Annotated in this window: 17 protein-coding genes; 5 read left to right on the top strand and 12 right to left on the bottom strand. The window is 37.0% G+C overall.

The window, feature by feature from the left end; genetic code table 11:
* The first annotated feature begins 20 nt into the window (after positions 1-20).
* From Q0X77_RS02015 to Q0X77_RS02005, 3 genes are read left to right on the top strand one after another with little or no spacing between them, the layout of a single operon-like run.
* Complete coding sequence (locus Q0X77_RS02015) at positions 21-2,546, top strand: M14 family zinc carboxypeptidase (RefSeq protein ID WP_297792365.1); 2,526 nt, start codon at positions 21-23, stop codon at positions 2,544-2,546.
* A gap of 29 nt (positions 2,547-2,575) precedes the next feature.
* Complete coding sequence (locus tag Q0X77_RS02010; protein WP_297792362.1) at positions 2,576-3,130, top strand: thioredoxin family protein; 555 nt, start codon at positions 2,576-2,578, stop codon at positions 3,128-3,130.
* Positions 3,121-3,651, top strand: coding sequence for a GNAT family N-acetyltransferase (locus Q0X77_RS02005; RefSeq protein WP_297792360.1), 531 nt, complete (start codon positions 3,121-3,123; stop codon positions 3,649-3,651). The genes Q0X77_RS02010 and Q0X77_RS02005 overlap by 10 nt, the downstream gene beginning before the upstream one ends.
* A gap of 40 nt (positions 3,652-3,691) precedes the next feature.
* On the opposite strand, the gene Q0X77_RS02000 is transcribed toward Q0X77_RS02005, so the two are convergent.
* Positions 3,692-4,237: a YfiT family bacillithiol transferase gene (locus tag Q0X77_RS02000; RefSeq protein WP_297792358.1), complete on the bottom strand. Its 546-nt coding sequence runs from the start codon at positions 4,235-4,237 to the stop codon at positions 3,692-3,694.
* Positions 4,238-4,422: 185 nt separating this feature from the next.
* On the opposite strand from Q0X77_RS02000, the gene Q0X77_RS01995 reads away from it, so the two are divergent.
* Positions 4,423-5,061, top strand: a complete 639-nt coding sequence (locus Q0X77_RS01995; protein ID WP_297792356.1) for a peroxiredoxin — start codon at positions 4,423-4,425, stop codon at positions 5,059-5,061.
* A 504-nt stretch (positions 5,062-5,565) separates the two neighbouring features.
* Here Q0X77_RS01995 and Q0X77_RS01990 read toward each other — a convergent pair.
* From Q0X77_RS01990 to Q0X77_RS01980, 3 genes are all read right to left on the bottom strand, one after another.
* A complete protein-coding gene (locus Q0X77_RS01990) occupies positions 5,566-6,498 on the bottom strand; it encodes a peptidylprolyl isomerase (protein WP_297792354.1) in 933 nt (310 codons plus the stop codon).
* 110 nt (positions 6,499-6,608) lie between these two features.
* Positions 6,609-8,006 (bottom strand): M20/M25/M40 family metallo-hydrolase, encoded by a 1,398-nt coding sequence (locus Q0X77_RS01985; RefSeq protein ID WP_297792351.1) that lies wholly within the window; start codon positions 8,004-8,006, stop codon positions 6,609-6,611.
* A complete protein-coding gene (locus tag Q0X77_RS01980) occupies positions 8,003-8,884 on the bottom strand; it encodes a PPK2 family polyphosphate kinase (protein ID WP_297792349.1) in 882 nt (293 codons plus the stop codon). The genes Q0X77_RS01985 and Q0X77_RS01980 overlap by 4 nt, the downstream gene beginning before the upstream one ends.
* 189 nt (positions 8,885-9,073) lie before the next feature.
* Here Q0X77_RS01980 and Q0X77_RS01975 point away from each other — a divergent pair, with 189 nt between their 5' ends.
* Positions 9,074-9,766, top strand: a complete 693-nt coding sequence (locus Q0X77_RS01975) for a hypothetical protein (RefSeq protein WP_297792347.1) — start codon at positions 9,074-9,076, stop codon at positions 9,764-9,766.
* Positions 9,767-9,817: 51 nt separating this feature from the next.
* Here the strand turns inward: Q0X77_RS01975 and Q0X77_RS01970 are convergent, their stop codons facing one another.
* From Q0X77_RS01970 to Q0X77_RS01935, 8 genes are all read right to left on the bottom strand, one after another.
* Positions 9,818-10,981, bottom strand: coding sequence for a sigma-54 dependent transcriptional regulator (locus Q0X77_RS01970; protein ID WP_297792345.1), 1,164 nt, complete (start codon positions 10,979-10,981; stop codon positions 9,818-9,820).
* Between the two features lie 10 nt (positions 10,982-10,991).
* Positions 10,992-11,870, bottom strand: a complete 879-nt coding sequence (locus Q0X77_RS01965) for a DUF6268 family outer membrane beta-barrel protein (RefSeq protein WP_297792343.1) — start codon at positions 11,868-11,870, stop codon at positions 10,992-10,994.
* Between the two features lie 51 nt (positions 11,871-11,921).
* Complete coding sequence (locus tag Q0X77_RS01960; protein WP_297792341.1) at positions 11,922-12,803, bottom strand: mechanosensitive ion channel domain-containing protein; 882 nt, start codon at positions 12,801-12,803, stop codon at positions 11,922-11,924.
* A gap of 2 nt (positions 12,804-12,805) precedes the next feature.
* Positions 12,806-14,143, bottom strand: a complete 1,338-nt coding sequence (locus Q0X77_RS01955; RefSeq protein WP_297792339.1) for an ABC transporter permease — start codon at positions 14,141-14,143, stop codon at positions 12,806-12,808.
* Positions 14,136-15,071 (bottom strand): ABC transporter ATP-binding protein, encoded by a 936-nt coding sequence (locus Q0X77_RS01950; RefSeq protein WP_297792338.1) that lies wholly within the window; start codon positions 15,069-15,071, stop codon positions 14,136-14,138. The genes Q0X77_RS01955 and Q0X77_RS01950 overlap by 8 nt, the downstream gene beginning before the upstream one ends.
* A 484-nt stretch (positions 15,072-15,555) precedes the next feature.
* Positions 15,556-16,668: a molecular chaperone DnaJ gene (gene dnaJ, locus Q0X77_RS01945; RefSeq protein WP_297792337.1), complete on the bottom strand. Its 1,113-nt coding sequence runs from the start codon at positions 16,666-16,668 to the stop codon at positions 15,556-15,558.
* Between the two features lie 15 nt (positions 16,669-16,683).
* On the bottom strand, positions 16,684-17,256 hold the full coding sequence (locus Q0X77_RS01940) for a nucleotide exchange factor GrpE (protein WP_297792336.1): 573 nt from the start codon (positions 17,254-17,256) through the stop codon (positions 16,684-16,686).
* A gap of 134 nt (positions 17,257-17,390) precedes the next feature.
* A partial coding sequence (locus Q0X77_RS01935) for a DUF1731 domain-containing protein (protein ID WP_297792334.1) occupies positions 17,391-17,621 on the bottom strand: 231 nt, incomplete at its 5' end.

Below are 17,621 nucleotides of genomic sequence, written 5' to 3'. Positions count from 1 at the left end.
GAACTAAACCCATAGCTAAAATGAGAAATACCCTCACCGCATTTCTTCTGATCTTCTCTTTTATCGGCACTGCGCAGAACGCAATTGATCTAAACTATTATTTACCTCAGAATGTTACCTATGACGAAAAGATACCAAGGCCAGCCGATATCATAGGGCATGAAGTAGGTGAATGGCATGTAACACATGATAAGTTGGTATTTTATATGCAGACTCTGGCAGAGAAAAGTAATCGTATAAGTATTGAAAACCGGGGATCCACCTTTGAAGGGAGACCAATCTTATTACTTACTATTACGTCACCTAAAAACCATGCTAATCTGGAACAGATAAGGAAAGAGCATATTGCACTTACTGAAAATGGAAATACAACAGCTGCTATTGAAAATATGCCTGTAATAGTATATCAGGGATTCTCCATTCACGGTAACGAACCCAGTGGAGCAAATGCAGGATTGGCTTATGCATACTACCTGGCGGCAGCACAGGGCTCTGAGATTGATACCTTACTCGAAGATTTGGTCATTCTTCTGGATCCGTCATTTAATCCGGACGGACTCCAGCGCTTTGCTTATTGGGCCAATACCAATAAAAGTATTAACCTCAATGCAGACTCCAATGAAAGAGAGTATCATGAGGTTTGGCCGGGTGGCCGAACTAATCATTATTGGTTTGATATGAATCGGGATTGGCTTCCGGTACAATTGCCTGAAAGTCGGGCCAGAATAAAAACATTTCATCAATGGCTCCCTAATATCCTGACAGATCACCATGAAATGAGTACTAATTCTACATTCTTTTTTCAACCGGGAGAGCCTACAAGGGTACATCCCTTAACTCCAAATAAAAACCAGGAATTGACTGCTGAAATTGGGACTTACCACGCCAAAGCCTTAGATAAAATTGGTTCCCTCTATTATTCAGAAGAAAGATATGATGACTACTACTATGGCAAGGGATCAACCTTTCCTGATGTCAATGGCGGTATTGGAATCTTATTCGAACAGGCCAGTTCCAGAGGTCATGTCCAGGACACAGAAAATGGAATACTTACTTTTCCGTTTACAATTAAAAATCAATTTACAACCGCATTATCTACCATAGAGGCTGCACAGAAAATGCGTGTAAAAATACTTTCTTATCAGCAAGAATTTTATGTCAATATGCGAAGCGAGGCAGCAAAAAGCAAAACGAAGTCAATCATTTTTGGGGAAAGCAAAGATGCGGCCCGAGCCTGGCACCTGGCTGAAATACTTGACAGGCATAATATTAATTTCCACGAACTACAAACTGATGTAACTATTGGCGGTAAATCATTTAAAAAAGAACATAGCTATGTGGTTCCTATGAATCAGAAAAATCATCGACTAATAAAAGCTATTTTTGAGAAACGGACCACATTTAAAGATAGTTTGTTTTATGATATATCGGCATGGACCTTTCCACTTGCATTTAATGTTGACTATGCTGAATCAGAATCTCTGAAAAATACCGGACCTCAAATCAATGAGCTTAAACCTCTGACGGGCTCGGTAAGTGGTCAAAGTAACTATGCTTACTTGTTTGAATGGCATGAATACTACGCCCCTAGAGCATTGAATCGAATTTTATCCAAAGGACTTAGGGCTAAAGTTGCCAAAGACCGCTTTAAGTTGGAAAACAATTCCTATGATTATGGTACCATAATGATTCCAGTACAAAACCAATCTTTAAACAGTGATGAATTATACAACTATTTAAAAGCGCTGGCTAAAGACAGTAATATTAAAATATCAGGAGTTAGTACCGGACTAGCACAGGGGATTGATCTTGGAAGTAATGATTTTGATCCTATTAAAAAACAAAAAGTAGCTGTAGTAGTTGGTAGTGGTATTCGTTCTTATGATGCCGGTGAGATTTGGCATTTATTTGACACACGCTATAATATGAAGCTTTCTAAACTGGATACTGAATATCTTAATACTGTTGATTTGAGTTCATATACAGATATTATAATCCCGAGGTCATCAGGCAATAATTTAAATGACAAAATGATGGCCAAAAAGTTAAATGAATGGGTGAAAGACGGAGGAACACTCATTGGGTATGGAAATATAGCTAATTGGTTTAGTGAGCATGAACTAATGGACTTGAATTTTAGAAAAGACACCCTGGAAGCCAGGGATATATCTTTCGGACAGAAAGCCGATTATTTAGGAGCACAAGTTACCGGTGGAGCCATCTTCGAAGCTAATCAAGATCGCTCCCATCCTATTAATTTTGGATATAAAAACAATAAGATCTCATTGTTTAGGAATTCGAATGTTTATATAGAACCAGATAAGGATAGTTATAATAACCCAATTCTTTACACCAATCAGCCTCTTCAAAGTGGTTACATTTCGGAAGAAAATCTTGAACTGATAAAAGGAAGTGTTCCATTTAAGGTAGAAAAACTTGGTAAGGGACGTGTGATACTGTTTACAGATAATACCAACTTCAGAGCATTTTGGTACGGGACAAATAAATTACTGATGAACGCTATCTTTTTTGGAAAAATAATGTAATAAGTTCTAATTTTTTATAAATTGAAAAAATGGCCAGAACAGCAAGTAATATGATGCCTTTGGGTACAGTTGCACCCAATTTTATACTGCCGGATACCATTACCGGCAAAACAATGACCCTTAATCAAATAAAAGGTGAGAAAGGCACAGTAATCATGTTTATATGCAATCACTGCCCTTTTGTTAAACATGTAAATCCGGTAATAGCGGAATTAGCAGATAAATACCAATCAAAAGGGATCGCTTTCGTAGGAATCTCCAGCAATGATGTGGAAAATTATCCGCAAGATGCGCCTCATCTCATGAAACAAACGGCAATTTCAGAAAAATATAGTTTTCCATATTTGTATGATGAATCGCAGGAAGTGGCCAGGGCATATGAAGCTGCTTGTACGCCCGATTTCTATCTTTTTGACGAGAAGCTGAGTCTTATTTACAGAGGGCAATTAGATGATTCCAGACCTGGTAATGAAATTCCTCCTACGGGTATTGACTTAAGTAATGCGCTTGAAGCACTACTAAATAACACACCTTTAAATCAGGTACAAAAACCAAGTATAGGTTGTAATATTAAATGGAAATAAATATTAGACCTGTTACCCCGGCAACCTGTCCTTTGTATTGTAATCTGGGAATAAAAGCATACAAAGAGCATTATTTGCATTTATGGAAAAACAGTGATCCTTCACCCTATATTCAAAAGAGCTTTACTATGGATATGGTGAACTCTGAATTGAAAGATAGTTCATCCTATCTATTTCTTATATATTCGGGCGATAAGGCTGTTGGAATTCTAAAAATAATTAAAGACGCCTCAATTGCTCCCTATAGCTCTAAGCAAGCCATTTTTTTGGAAAAAATATACCTCTTAAATGAATATTCAGGCAAAGGGCTGGGAGGCCATGTACTGAGTTGGGTTGAAACCTATAGCCTTAATTCAAATAAAAAAATTCTATGGCTGGAAACGATGCAGAAAGGACAAGCTTTGAATTTTTATCTTAAAAATGACTTTAAAATACTACGAGCAAAGAATCATCCCATGAAGGAAGTTTTGTTAGATCATAAACCAATGTATGTACTTTTTAAAAAACTAAAGAACACTTGATCCTAGTCATTCTTAATTGACATACACTAATCTTAGAAAGTCAAATCCAGTTATTTTTTTCCAATGCGTTTTTAATATGCCTGTAATGATGATTGCCATGCCATGCATAGCGACCTATATTTTCCTCTAATGAGGTAATTTCCTTGTTGTCCGGATGAAAAAACCCTCGTTTCAAATCCGCATCAGTTAGTCCTTTGAGTAGATATACCAATTTGGCATGCACCGCTTTGAGATGATTTATTGAAAGATCAATAGGTGCTGTACGGGTATCAAAAAGTTCTGCCCATTCCTTTTCAAAATAAGGTTTTATGATTGGAGACTGTTCTGTTAACCCCCACTTAAATCGAATATAACTATTGTGGTGACTATCCGCTACATGGTGAACTACCTGTCTGATTGTCCAACCTCCCTTTCTATAGGGTGTATCCAATTGAGAAGGAGATAATCCCTTTACTAAAGATTCCAATTTATTTGGGAAATACTCTAAGACAGCAATCCAATCGGCAACTTGTTCTCTTGAAATTGTCGCAGGAACTTCAAACTTTCCAATTGGATATTTTAATTCTTCAAGTTTAGCTTTTTCCATGCTTCAAAAATAGTGATTTTGATTTCCCTATATTAAAACCAACCAATGGCCTATCATCTTATCTATTATATTGGGATTCTAAATTTGCGTAAATTTTAATAGTAAATTAACCCGGAACTGTCAGCAATAATATAATTATCCAGTAAATTTATGGACTTTTAAATTCTAAACTCAAATTATTTATTATGGCAACAATTCGATTGGGTGACATTGCCCCTGATTTTACAGCTGAAAGCTCTTTAGGCATGATTAATTTATATGATTATTTAGGTGACGGATGGGGGATTCTATTTTCACATCCGGCCGATTTTACGCCTGTATGTACTACAGAATTAGGAACAGCTTCTAAATTTAAAGCAGAATTTGACAAACGAAATGTAAAGATGCTGGCCCTAAGCGTTGATGGCAAAGATTCCCACAATGAATGGATTAAAGATATAAATGAGACTCAAAGTACTATTGTAAACTTTCCCATAATCGCAGATGAAGACAAAAAAGTATCTTCATTATATGATATGATACACCCAAATGCCGACAACAATCTTACAGTACGCTCGGTATATATTATTGCGCCAGACCGCACTGTAAAACTCATTATAACCTATCCTGCTTCTACTGGTCGTAATTTTCACGAATTATTGAGAGTCATTGATTCTCTTCAATTAACTGCCTATCACAAAGTGGCAACCCCGGCCAATTGGAACCATGGTGAAGATGTTGTCGTAAGTCCTTCCATTCCTACGGAAGAGGCAAGGAGTATGTTTGCAAAAGGTGTTGAAGAAATCAAACCGTACTTGCGCTTGACTCCTGATCCAACAGCATAGTTAAACAGTACCAATAATTTAAGCCTCCTTTAATCAGGAGGCTTAATTTTTACAAACGAACTTTTTAGACTATTAGACCCCTTAATTAAACATGTGCAACATTATGTAAAAAAAAAGAAAAGTGATAAAATCTGATAGAAAAAATTGTTTTGTTTATTCTTTTACCCAGGCTTGTTTAATTTTAATCTTATCACTTTACATATTATAGTCCCCTGCTGTTGACCAAACCTTGAAGGTCGATTTCTAAGTTTCATTGGTAGGGTTTATTTCCTCACAGATGTTATATTAACAAGAAGTTTCGCCAAATAACAATTATAACCAATTGCTATGACCTATTTTTATATCATATTATTTTTTTTGCTGGCAATCAATATTGTTCTTATTGTGTTTAGTGCCAACAAGACTAAATAAAAAACTTCTCCCAAAAATTTGAAAGAAGTTTTATCATACTTATATAAACATCAAGGTAGTTACCTCCTATTTGTTTAGATTTTAAGAATTGTTCTACTTAACATCTACTAGTTCAACATCAAATACCAGCGTGGCATTTGGAGGTATCACACCACCGGCTCCTGCACTGCCATAACCAAGTTCAGATGGAATAACAAATCGTGCTTTATCACCTACACTTAACATACCAATTCCTTCGTCCCATCCAGGTATAACCTGTCCTACTCCCAGTTGAAAATCTATGGGTTGATTACGCTTGTACGATGAATCAAAAACCTGTCCGTTAGGCAATGAACCTTCATAATGCACGGATACGGTATTACCTTTCCCGGCTTTATGACCATCACCTTTTTTAAGGATTTTATAGCGAAGACCTGTGTTAGTTTTATCAAAGCCGGAGGAAATCTTATCCAATTCGGCTTCTGCCTTTTTCTTTTCTTCCTGAAGTCTTAATTCACGGGAACTCTCAAAAGTTTTAAAAGCTTCAAGTGCATTCCAGGATTCTGCTTCTGTTCCAACGCGAACGATAGAAACTTTCTCAATTGAATCCCCCTGTGCGATTGAATCCACAACACTTTGTCCTTCCACGACATTTCCAAAAACGGTATGTTTATTATCCAACCACGGGGTAGCCACATGTGTAATAAAGAATTGACTTCCATTTGTTCCTGGTCCTGCATTTGCCATAGAAAGCACACCGGGTCCTGAATGCTTAAGGTCAGCGTGGAATTCATCATCAAATTTATAACCGGGATCACCTGTTCCGGTTCCCTGAGGACAACCACCTTGAATCATAAAATCAGGTATTACCCTGTGAAAGCTAAGACCATCATAATATGGAATGTCTTTAGGCTTGGCAGTATTCTCAAGTTTACCTTCAGCCAATGCCACAAAATTACCAACCGTTCCCGGTGTTTTCTCATAGGTTAGCTCTAATAGTATTTCTCCTTTAGTAGTATTGATTTTTGCGTAAATACCGTCTTGCATATCTCTTTTTTTTAATAAGCTGCAAAGGTAAGAAATTTAAGTTGACAGCCATCTATTTTATACTTCATATACCAAGGTATTTGACAGTCGTTTAAAACAGGAATGGCAATTTAATTCTCTTCTTGTGCAGAACCAGCGCTTGTACCATATTTATCAAATAGGTACACCAGGCTAGCCATGGTGGCGGCACCTAGTTCCAGTTCACGTTTGTTTACATGTTCAAATACATCATTTTCAGAATGGTGATGTTCAAAATACCGCTGAGAGTCTGGTCGTAAACCGGCAAGTACGATCCGGTCATTTTTTAAAGGGCCAATATCGGCCCCTGATGAACCTTTTACAAACGAATGAACTAAATATGGCTCGAAAAGAGGTTTCCAGGTAGCAACTTTGTTGAAATCAGCCTGTGAACAATCAAAGGAAAACCCCCTGGGAGTAAAACCTCCGGAATCACTTTCCAATGCAAATACATGGTTCTCTTTTTTATTTTCGGCAATCTCGGCATACGTTTTTCCGCCCCTTAAGCCATTTTCCTCGTTCATAAAGAGTACCACACGGAGTGTTCTCTTGGGTTTGTAGCCGATCTTTTTGAGTAGCCTAAGCACTTCCATACTCTGAACACAGCCAGCTCCATCATCGTGAGATCCATCACCGAGATCCCAAGAGTCCAGATGTCCTCCAACTAAGATAATTTCGTCGGGATAAAGACTGCCTTTAATCTCTCCTATTACATTATAAGATTGAACATCTTGCAATTGCCGGCAGTTTTGTTTAAAATAAAACTTAATTTCCCGATCAAGTTTTAAGGTTGTGCTTAATAATTCAGCCCCGTTCGTACTAATAGCTGCAGCCGGAATTCGTTTATCTAATGGAGTTTCCCCATAATTCATGGCCCCTGTATGAGGAAAATCGTCCAATCGAAGGTTCATAGACCTCACTATTACGCCTACAGCGCCATATTTTGCGGCTTGAGCAGCACCCGAAGACCTTTGATCTACCGCACCGGAGTAGGACTCAAAAGTTCTGATATTGGCGGGCTCCATAGGCCGATTATAAAAGACTATTTTACCTTCAATTTCACTGCGTCCAAGTCTGTCCAATTCTTCAAAACTGCGCACCTCAACAATATTCGCCTTAAGTCCCCCTAAGGGAGTAGCAACGGACCCTCCCAATGCACAAATGGGTACATTGCTGGTGATACCCGGTTTACTTTCTATATAGGCAAAGGCAGGAGCTCCTCTAACCCATTTTGGCACCATTACAGGTTGCAACCAAACGCGATCTAACCCAAGGGAATCCAATTTCTTTTTGGTATATTCTACAGCCTGTTCAGCCTGAACGGAGCCAGATAGTCGTCCCCCGATCTGATTGGACAAGTAATTCAACCAACTATAGGCCTCGCCCTGGCTAAGGGAAGTGTCATATATTGCTTTGAGTTGTGCTTTATCTTCCGTCTGGGACCAGGAAGGTCCGGCCAAAAGAAGTAGTAGTAGGCATAAATATTTCATTGTTCTTTTTCCAATTGGGATTTATAGATTTCAATATTAGCCTTTATTTTATCATCAAGCTCTGGTTCCTCTATATCTTTGTATTTTTTTAACGATTCTAACAAAATAGTAGCAACGATTAATCTGGCTGCATTTTTATTATCAGAAGGAATTACAAACCAGGGTGCCGAAGGCTTGGAGGTCCTATTAATTGCTTCCTCATAACATTGTTGGTAATTATCCCATAACGCACGTTCCTTCAGATCCCCGGGTGAGAATTTCCAGTTCTTTTTCTGCAATCTTAATCTCCTTAACAACCGATACCTTTGTTCTTCTTTTGATATGTTTAAAAAGAACTTGAAAATTAGAGTTCCATTTTCTGCGATATGTCGCTCAAAATTGTTGATCTGTTCATAACGTTTGTCCCAGAAATCCTTATCAATATCTGCTACCGATAATACATTAGGGATATTCTCATTTAATATGTATTCAGGGTGGACCTTCGTTACCAATACATTTTCATAATGCGTTCTGTTAAATACACCAAATTTTCCTTTCGGTGGAAGAGCAATATAATGCCTCCAGATATAGTCATGATCCAGTTCCAGTTCCGTAGGTACTTTAAAACTATGTACCTGAACCCCTCTCACATTGCATTCCTTGAATATTTCACGAATAAGGCTGTCCTTACCTGAAGTATCCATTCCCTGAAAGCAAATGAGGACGGCATATCTTCCATGTGCGTATAGTGTATCCTGAAATTCTCCTAATTCTTCTCTTAATTTTTCGAGACTTTTTTTGAGTTCCTTGTCCGTACTATTAAGATCTTCGGAAGTATTTAGATCCGGGAGTTTAACATCAGAAGTTACTTGGTACGTTGCAATATCTATTTCCTTCATCTGTCCAATATATAATATTTTTGATCCCTATTTTAAAGGTAAATTCAAAAATAACCTTTTATCTACAATAAATTACCGTTGGTCCTTTAAACGGGAAAGTTAGGGTGCTTAATCGAATAAATAGGGCCTCGGGTTCCTTTCTCATTATTTTTACAAAGCCTAAATTTTACTAAATCAATACTTTAAGCTATGAAGGTCTTCAGAACCATGCTGATGTTACTTCTATTTTTCTCACTGTCTTCTTTTGATACTAGCAAAGCATGTGATTATGCAGGTTCTAATATTGGATATATAAAATCACAGACTGAGCGAGCTTTGGAAGCTGTGGATATCAATACTTCGCGTTTCTTTGCATATAAAGCTTTAAATGCCATCGAAAAATCGAAAGATCAAATTGAAGCCTGCGGTTGCAGTTATGCTAAAGAAAGCATTTACGAAGGTCTAGATAACCTGAAGAAGGCCACCAGAATTTCTTCTCTAAATGGAGCCAGAATCCTTCTAAAGCGTGCATTAGATAATTCTCTTGGAAGTCTGGAATCATTAAAGGAGCATGACGAGCACCATGGGAGCCTTTATGCAAATAATATCCTGGTAATGAATACAAAAACATCCGAAAAAGAAAAATTAGGGATGGTAATGCCAATAGGCAAAGAATTAGAACGAAAAATTGATCAGTCTCTCATAAATTATCAAAATTCTCTGAATGACGTGGTGAAAAGCGTAGAATGCAAAGAAGCCTATGAGTTTGCAAGTAAGATATATGATCATTGTGAACAGCAGCTTTTAAAGCCGGAACTAACAGAAGCCAAGAAATATTACAATTTAAGAACTAAAGAGATTACGGCCCTCGCCCTTGAACAATTAAAGGAATGCAACAATTAGATAATAGGTGTTCAAATAACCTATGTTTAATTTAACTTAATGACCGCAAAGCTATTTACTTGCAAATAGGGTTACATCTTTTTCTGATATCTCCGAACCACCTAGGATAGTAAGACGTTCCACAACATTTCTTAATTCACGGATATTTCCTGTCCAATCGTAACTTTTTAAAAGTTCCATCGCTTTTTTGGAAAACTTTTTGGTTACAACCCCTTGTTCAGAAGCGATTTTTGAAGCAAAATGTTCTATTAATAATGGAATATCCTCCCTCCTGCTATTCAAAGATGGTACATTTATAAGGATCACGGCCAAACGATGATAAAGATCTTCCCTGAATCTTCCTTCAGCGATCTCGTGTTGAAGATCCTTGTTGGTAGCTGCTATAACACGTACATCAACTTTGATATCCTTGTCGGTACCAACCCGCGATATTTTATTCTCCTGTAAAGCCCTGAGTACTTTCGCCTGAGCCGATAGACTCATATCACCAATTTCATCTAAAAAGATAGTACCTTTATTTGCTGCCTCGAACTTTCCTGCTCTATCCCTCACTGCCGAAGTAAAAGCCCCTTTGACATGTCCAAATAATTCACTTTCTATCAATTCAGAGGGGATTGCAGCACAATTTACCTCAATAAAAGGACCACCACTTCGCTCACTTTTTTCGTGCAGCCAATGAGCAACCAGTTCCTTTCCGGTACCATTGGATCCTGTTATTAAAACCCTTGCATCTGTTGGAGCAACTTTTTCTATAATATCCTTAATTGCTATTATCTCCTTACTCTCCCCTACCATTTGATAGTCTTTTCCTACCCGTTTTTTGAGAATCTTGTTTTCTCTGACAAGTTCTTTCCTATCGAGTGCATTTCTCACTGTTGTGAGCAGTCGGTTTAAATCAGGTGGTTTTGAGATATAATCAAATGCTCCTAATCTCATGGTATTCACCGCAGTATCCAAATCACCATGCCCCGAAATCATAATAAATGGTATCTCCGGACGTATTTTTTTCGCAGCTTGCAGAACTTCAACCCCATCCATTTTAGGCATTTTTATATCGCAAAGGGCAAGGTCATAATCTGCTTTTTTTATCTTTTCAAGACCAACGGAACCATCTTCTGCCTCCTCCACTTCATAGGTCTCGCTTTCTTCAGATAAAATCTTAACCAATACCCTTCGAATAGCTGCTTCATCTTCTATTACCAATATTTTTGACATGTCTTTATAATTAAAAAATTGAAATCTTAAATCCTGCTTTCCAGTATATACCTCCTGCTTTTTTGTCATTCAAGGTATAAACTTTTTTTCTATTGTCATTCCTTAACAGACCCCGCTGGTTAAGTGTAACCCCTGCAGTGGCATAGAATGACGAACGTTTCGTAATATTATATTGGTAACTGAAAGCCCCTACTATAGCCGATAGAGAAACAGAGGATCCAATTTCTCCATCCGGCAATAGGATGTCGTTTTGTACATTTACAAAATACCCGTCCAAAAATAATGCCATTCGTAAAGAGTGATTATCATTAATGTGATATCTTAAATCTGTTCTGGGTATTCCCAAAGAATAAGACCAAGACCTATGAAATCGTTTGTGATAATTAATGAGTGGTAATGGAAAAGGAAGGCCAGTTGTACTATTGTAGGTAAGACCTAATACTAACCTAAAGGGTTTATCAATATCTTTCTTCTCTTTCCACATAGTTGCAGTAAGATTTAATAGAAAATCATCTCCGCTCAGGCCATTTACTAAATTAGATGCAATTCTCGGAGTGGCAATACCTACGAAACGCCAGTCTTCATTTACTTTAAAAATATAGCCCAGATTAAGATCGATAATATATAGTGTACTCAGCTCACTGGCATCAAATGGATATTCCTTAGTAATTTCAAAATCAATTAGATTAAACTCACCGCCCAATACAAGATACTTGTCTAATCCAACTTTGACAGGAACATTCAGCAGTAATCGGTAACGTGAGGCATTGGTGCCTGAATCTCCTTTAGGCAGAGAAGTGTATTCGACCCTAAAAATATCTGTGCTTTGGGCAATACAAATACTATTTACCAAGAGCAGGAACCAGAATAGTCCGAATCTCTTTACCATTTTGTCATTCTAGCCCTACTAAATAAACTCATATTCTTGTATAAGTGGATGTTAGTTATTTATATGAATATCTCTCTGCGGGAAAGGGATTTGAATATTCTCCTCCCTGAATTTAGAAACAATTGTATAACGTATTCTGCTTCTAATTCTTAATGCTTTAAAACTGTCAGTAATATAAAAATGTAGTGAAAATAATAAGGCAGAATCTCCAAAATCATCAAAAAGAACAAATGGTTCCGGATTTTTTAAAACATCTTTCTCCTCTATCAAACAGGAAAGCAATATAGCCGTTACCAATTGTATATCACTTCCGTAAGACACACCCACCTTAATCTCTTCCCTGGTAACATTACTATTTTGGGTATAGTTGTATACAATATCACTCATGAACTTATGGTTGGGTATAATTATCACCCTATCATCTCTAGTAATTGCTCTTGTCGTTCTAAGTTTTATTTCAAGCACTTTACCAACCTTTCCTTCACTTTCCACGATATCACCCACCTGAACTGATTTATCCGTAATAATAAAAATTCCCCCTATAATGTCCTGAAACAAGCCTTGTAATGCCAGGCCTAATCCCACAAATAAAGCTGCAGATGCTGTAATAAGCAGGGTGATGTCTACCCCTCCTGCCCTCAAAGTAAATAGGATAACCAGGAGATAAACCAGGTATTTGATAAACTTAAAGATGCTATTAAACTTCAACTTATCGTCGCCATCCATTTTTTTCGTATAAAACCTTTTTACTGATTTTAACGCAAAATTGGTGAGAATGAAAGCTGTAATTAACAGGAGTAATAGTCCAATTGTTATATTAATTGAATTCTGCCCTTCACCCAAATGAAGCCCTATATTTAAGAACTCATTCATGGTCTCCCAGACATCTTCATTTATGAAATTCGTAATCTCTTCTGTTTCCTGATCTTGCATGATTAGTATTTTAACCATTTATAGAGCTCCTTATAGGTAGGCTTTTTACCATACATTAGAATTCCTACTCTGTAGATTTTTGCAGCAAGCCAAACAATAGCTATAAAAGTTATGATTAATGACAAAATGGATACCAGTAATTGCCATAGTGGAACTCCACCTTCACCAATCCCACCCGGCAAACGCATTAGCATTACAATTGGAGAGGTTAGCGGAAATAATGAGAAAGCGACGGCAATTGGGCCATGCGGGTTACTAAAGACAGAAAAAAATCCGACATATATGGCCAGCATTAAAGGTAATATTATCGGAAAAATAAATTGTTGGGTATCAGTTTCATTATCCACTGCGGCCCCAATAGCGGCGTAAATAGAACTATAAATCAGGTAACCCAGAATAAAATACACCAGAAAAAAGGAGATAAGCATAAACCAGGGTATTTGTATAAGCTCAAGGGCATATAATTGCATCGTATCTGCTGGTCCCGGAATAGGAGAAATCGTATTCATAGGATTAGGACCCATAGCTGCCTGACCACTTAGCCCCGTAAGGTCTACCCCAAAAATTAAGAACACCGCCAACAACAGTAAAGAAGCTGAAACAATCCAAATAGAAAACTGTGTAATTCCTGCCAGTGATGTCCCAATAATTTTACCCAGCATTAGTTGAAATGGTTTTACCGAAGAGATGATCACCTCAATTATGCGACTTGTTTTTTCTTCAATAACACTTCGCATAACAAAACCGCCATAAATTATAATAAACATCATTATCAGGTAACCAAAACCTCCGCCAATAAAGGCTTTCATTTCATTGATCCCCTTTAGATTTAACTCCCCTGTAAAAGTTGCGGTATTTATCTCAAATTGGTCATTAATGGTGGCAAATTCCTCGGTAGACACTCCAATATCTATTAATTTACCTTGTCTCAAGCGTTCTTCAAAGATATCTTCTATGGAACGGAGGACCATTGTACTGGGAGGTTCCTTCGAATAAAAGAAAGAATTCTTTGCTACGTCTTCAAGGGTGAGCTCATCAGGAATATGCAACAAACCAAAAATTCCAAGGCTCGAGGTCGAATCTTTAGCAGCCTGTAAGGATAAATCCTTAAATTGAATATAGGATGTTCTTTCAGTAGAATTGAAATCTGTTGAAAAATAATTGCTTTCATTGAGTACTGCAATAATTCTCTTCTGACTATCATTTACTTCCGTGAGATAAGCAATAAGTACGATCATCCCCACCATTAGAATGGGACTGAGAAAAGTCATTATAACAAATGATTTATTTCGCACTTTGGCAAGGTATTCACGCCTTATAATAAGTGACAATTTATTCATGTTCATTTTTTTGTTGTACCGTTTGAATAAAAATATCATTAGCAGAAGGGATGGTTTCCACAAAACTATTTACGCTAGCTTTTGAAGATAATAATGCCAAAAGAGCTCTGGTATCATCTGATGGCAATTGAACTGTAAAGTCTAATTGCTTCCTGTGGCCATCATATTGTGAAGAAGAAACATCAAATTTTTCTGAAATCAGTTTTAAGAAATTCTCACCATTTTCCAATTCCAATCCAACTCTGAACAAGTTGTTTTTATATTGTTTTTTGATGTCTTCAAGTTTTCCATCCAATATCTTTTCAGCATTGTGCAAGAGGGCGATATATTCGCATAGTTCTTCTACCGATTCCATACGGTGCGTAGAAAATATAATCGATGTCCCTTTATCCCTTAATTTTATGATCTCATCCTTTATTATATTGGCATTAATGGGATCGAAACCGCTAAATGGTTCATCAAAAATAAGGAGTTTCGGTTCGTGCAGGACAGTTACAATAAATTGAATTTTCTGTGCCATGCCTTTTGATAATTCCTGAATTTTACGGTTCCACCAATCACTTATCTCCAGCTTATCAAACCAATACTTAAGTTTCTGTTTTGCATCTGTTTTAGTCAAGCCTTTCAGTTGGGCTAGATAAAGTGCCTGCTCCCCCACTTTCATACTTTTGTAAAGCCCTCTTTCTTCGGGAAGATAACCAATAAGCGCTATATGATGGGGCTGTAATAATTCGCCGTCAAAAATAATTTCGCCGGAATCCGGATACGTAATTTGATTTATTATTCTTAGGAGTGTAGTCTTTCCTGCTCCATTGGGACCTAAGAGTCCGTAAATACTATTCCTTGGTATTGCCAGTGAAACGTCATTAAGAGCAATTTGATCTCCAAATTTTTTAGTAACATTACTTGCTACAAGGATATTATTCATTCAGATAATATTTATGCATTTTGTAAAGGGTTTAAAATTCGCTTTGAATTAAGCCGGAATCACTTACCACTAGTATCTCAGTGCATATTATAAGGCTTGGAATACCGTTTCTGTTATAATTACCCTTCAATAGGATTCAAAGATATAGAAATGGATTAAAATGCTTTTGTATTTCAGTGTATTTTGTTGAAATCACAAGTTATTGGGCTACCAGAGTCTTTATTTTTCTGACTAAATTATTTAAAAAAAATTACATCGCCATTCACAATGTGTTATTGTATTCCTCAGAGTATTTATTGAAAATATGGATACCACAATGGAATTATAAAGCCCTGAATTTAAACACCATACCTATAAAAAAGCAAAACCCACCCTTAAAAGATTAAGGATGGGAAAAAAATTGCTATGAAAAAGAAAATTAACATTGGTTTCCCAATATTGCCTCAAATATACGTTTTTTATTTAAAAAGAAAACTTTAATTCGTTAAGAGAACATATCTTTTACTTTTTCAAAAAAGGATTTATCCGAATTTTCAGGCTTGGGCTGAAAATTCTCATTATTTTGCATCTTCTTGAAAAATTCGCGCTGTTCTTTATTTGTTTCCTTCGGTGTCCATACATTCACATGTACCAAAAGGTCTCCTTGGCCATAGCCATTAATACTAGAAATTCCTTTTCCTCTTAATCTTAAAATTTTCCCGGATTGAATACCAGATTCCAGTTTTATGCGAACCTGGCCTGTTACCGTATCTATTTCCTTCGAAGTACCGAGAACAGCATCGGAAATACTTATATAAAGATCATAGTGCAAATTGTCCCCTTCTCTTTTTAAAGTGGGATGTTCTTTGGTTTCAATAGCAACGAGCAAATCACCGGATATTCCATTCCCGGGTGCTTCGTTCCCTTTACCGGAAACTTTTAACTGCATCCCATCTTCTACACCTGGTGGAATTTTTATAGAAACTGTCTCTTCTACTATTTTTAAGCCCTGAGCATCAGCATCTGATGGCCTTTTATCTATTATTTGCCCACTTCCACCACAACTGTTGCAGGTTGTTGCCGTTTGCATCCTGCCTAAAATTGTGTTGGTTATTTTACTAACCTGGCCTGCTCCCTTACACGTTGTACATGTCTTGTAAGTTACTCCGGATGCTTGCTTTTTGCGCTTTACCTTAACCTTTTTCTCTACACCTTGAGCTATCTCTTCCAGATTTAAGCTAACGCGAATTCTCAGATTACTCCCTTTCATTCTTCTCTGGCCGCCACTGAACCCGCCGAATCCGCCAAATCCGCCTCCAAACGCACTTCCAAATATATCCCCGAATTGACTGAAGATATCATCCATATTCATTCCGCCACCACCAAATCCACCTCCTTCGAATGCCGCATGTCCATATTGGTCATACCTGGCTTTCTTATCCGGATCACTTAGAACTTCATATGCCTCGGCCGCTTTTTTAAACATTTCCTCCGCTTCAGCGTCGCCCGGATTTTTATCTGGATGAAACTCAATCGCCTTTTTGCGATAAGCTTTTTTTATCTCAGCTGCAGATGCATTTTTTGTAATACCCAATATTTCGTAGAAATCCTGCTTCATATTTCCTATGTAAATTTAATTCCCAACTACCACTTTTGGGTGTCTGATTATTTTGTCTCCCAGTTTGTAACCTTTTTCGACTACATCTACTATCTTACCTTTAAGTTTTTTGTTCGGGGCCGGTATTTGCGTAACAGCATCATGAACTTCAGGGTCAAAAGAATCTCCCTCTTTAGTGACTATTTCCTGTAATCCCTTATTTTTAAGGGTTTCCTTAAATTTGTTGTTAATTAGGTCCACACCTTTAAACAACTCTTTGTCTGTAGATTTAGAAATCTCTTTTAAAGCACGATCAAAATCATCCATGATAGGCAGCATTGCTGTCATTACCTCTTGTCCAGCCGTTTTAAAGAGATCCATTCGTTCTTTTGAAGTCCGCTTTTTATAATTTTCAAATTCCGCAAAAAGCCTTAAAAATTTGTCTTTTTCCTTCCCAAGTTCATCCTGCAATTGCTCTTCTATAGATTTACTCTCTTCCTGATCTTTATTTATTTCTGATTCTAAATCCAGCTCATTGTTCATTTCCTGTACCTCCTGATCATCGGGAATAATCTCATTTATCTCTTCTGACTTATCTTTTTTATTCATTTGGTGTAGCTTTATATAAATCTCAAATTAAGATGGCAAAAGTACTGCCAATTCTTGAAAAATGTCAAAATGTCACAAAAAAACATCCTATTTTCAGGATGTTTTAAAACAAGTCATCATAATTTTATTAAAATCTACACGTATTCTTTGGCCATTATTCCATTAGATTGGTCATTTTGGCTTTGAACCAAGTATAAATCCTCCAGAGATTTACAAATATTATTAAACTGAAAATTAAAGCCTTGTTTTTCGATTTTCTTACTGCTTACCCTTTGACTGGCAAATAAAAGGTAGGACATTTCACCAAGGATAAGGTTCATGACAAATCTAGGAACGTTTGGCAAAAACAACGGCCTTTCCAATAC

This window comes from uncultured Eudoraea sp. (genome assembly GCF_947258925.1).
Taxonomy (GTDB): Bacteria; Bacteroidota; Bacteroidia; order Flavobacteriales; family Flavobacteriaceae; genus Eudoraea.
The sequence above is the reverse complement of the archived record's forward strand: the minus strand, read 5'-3'. Positions and strand labels throughout refer to the sequence as shown.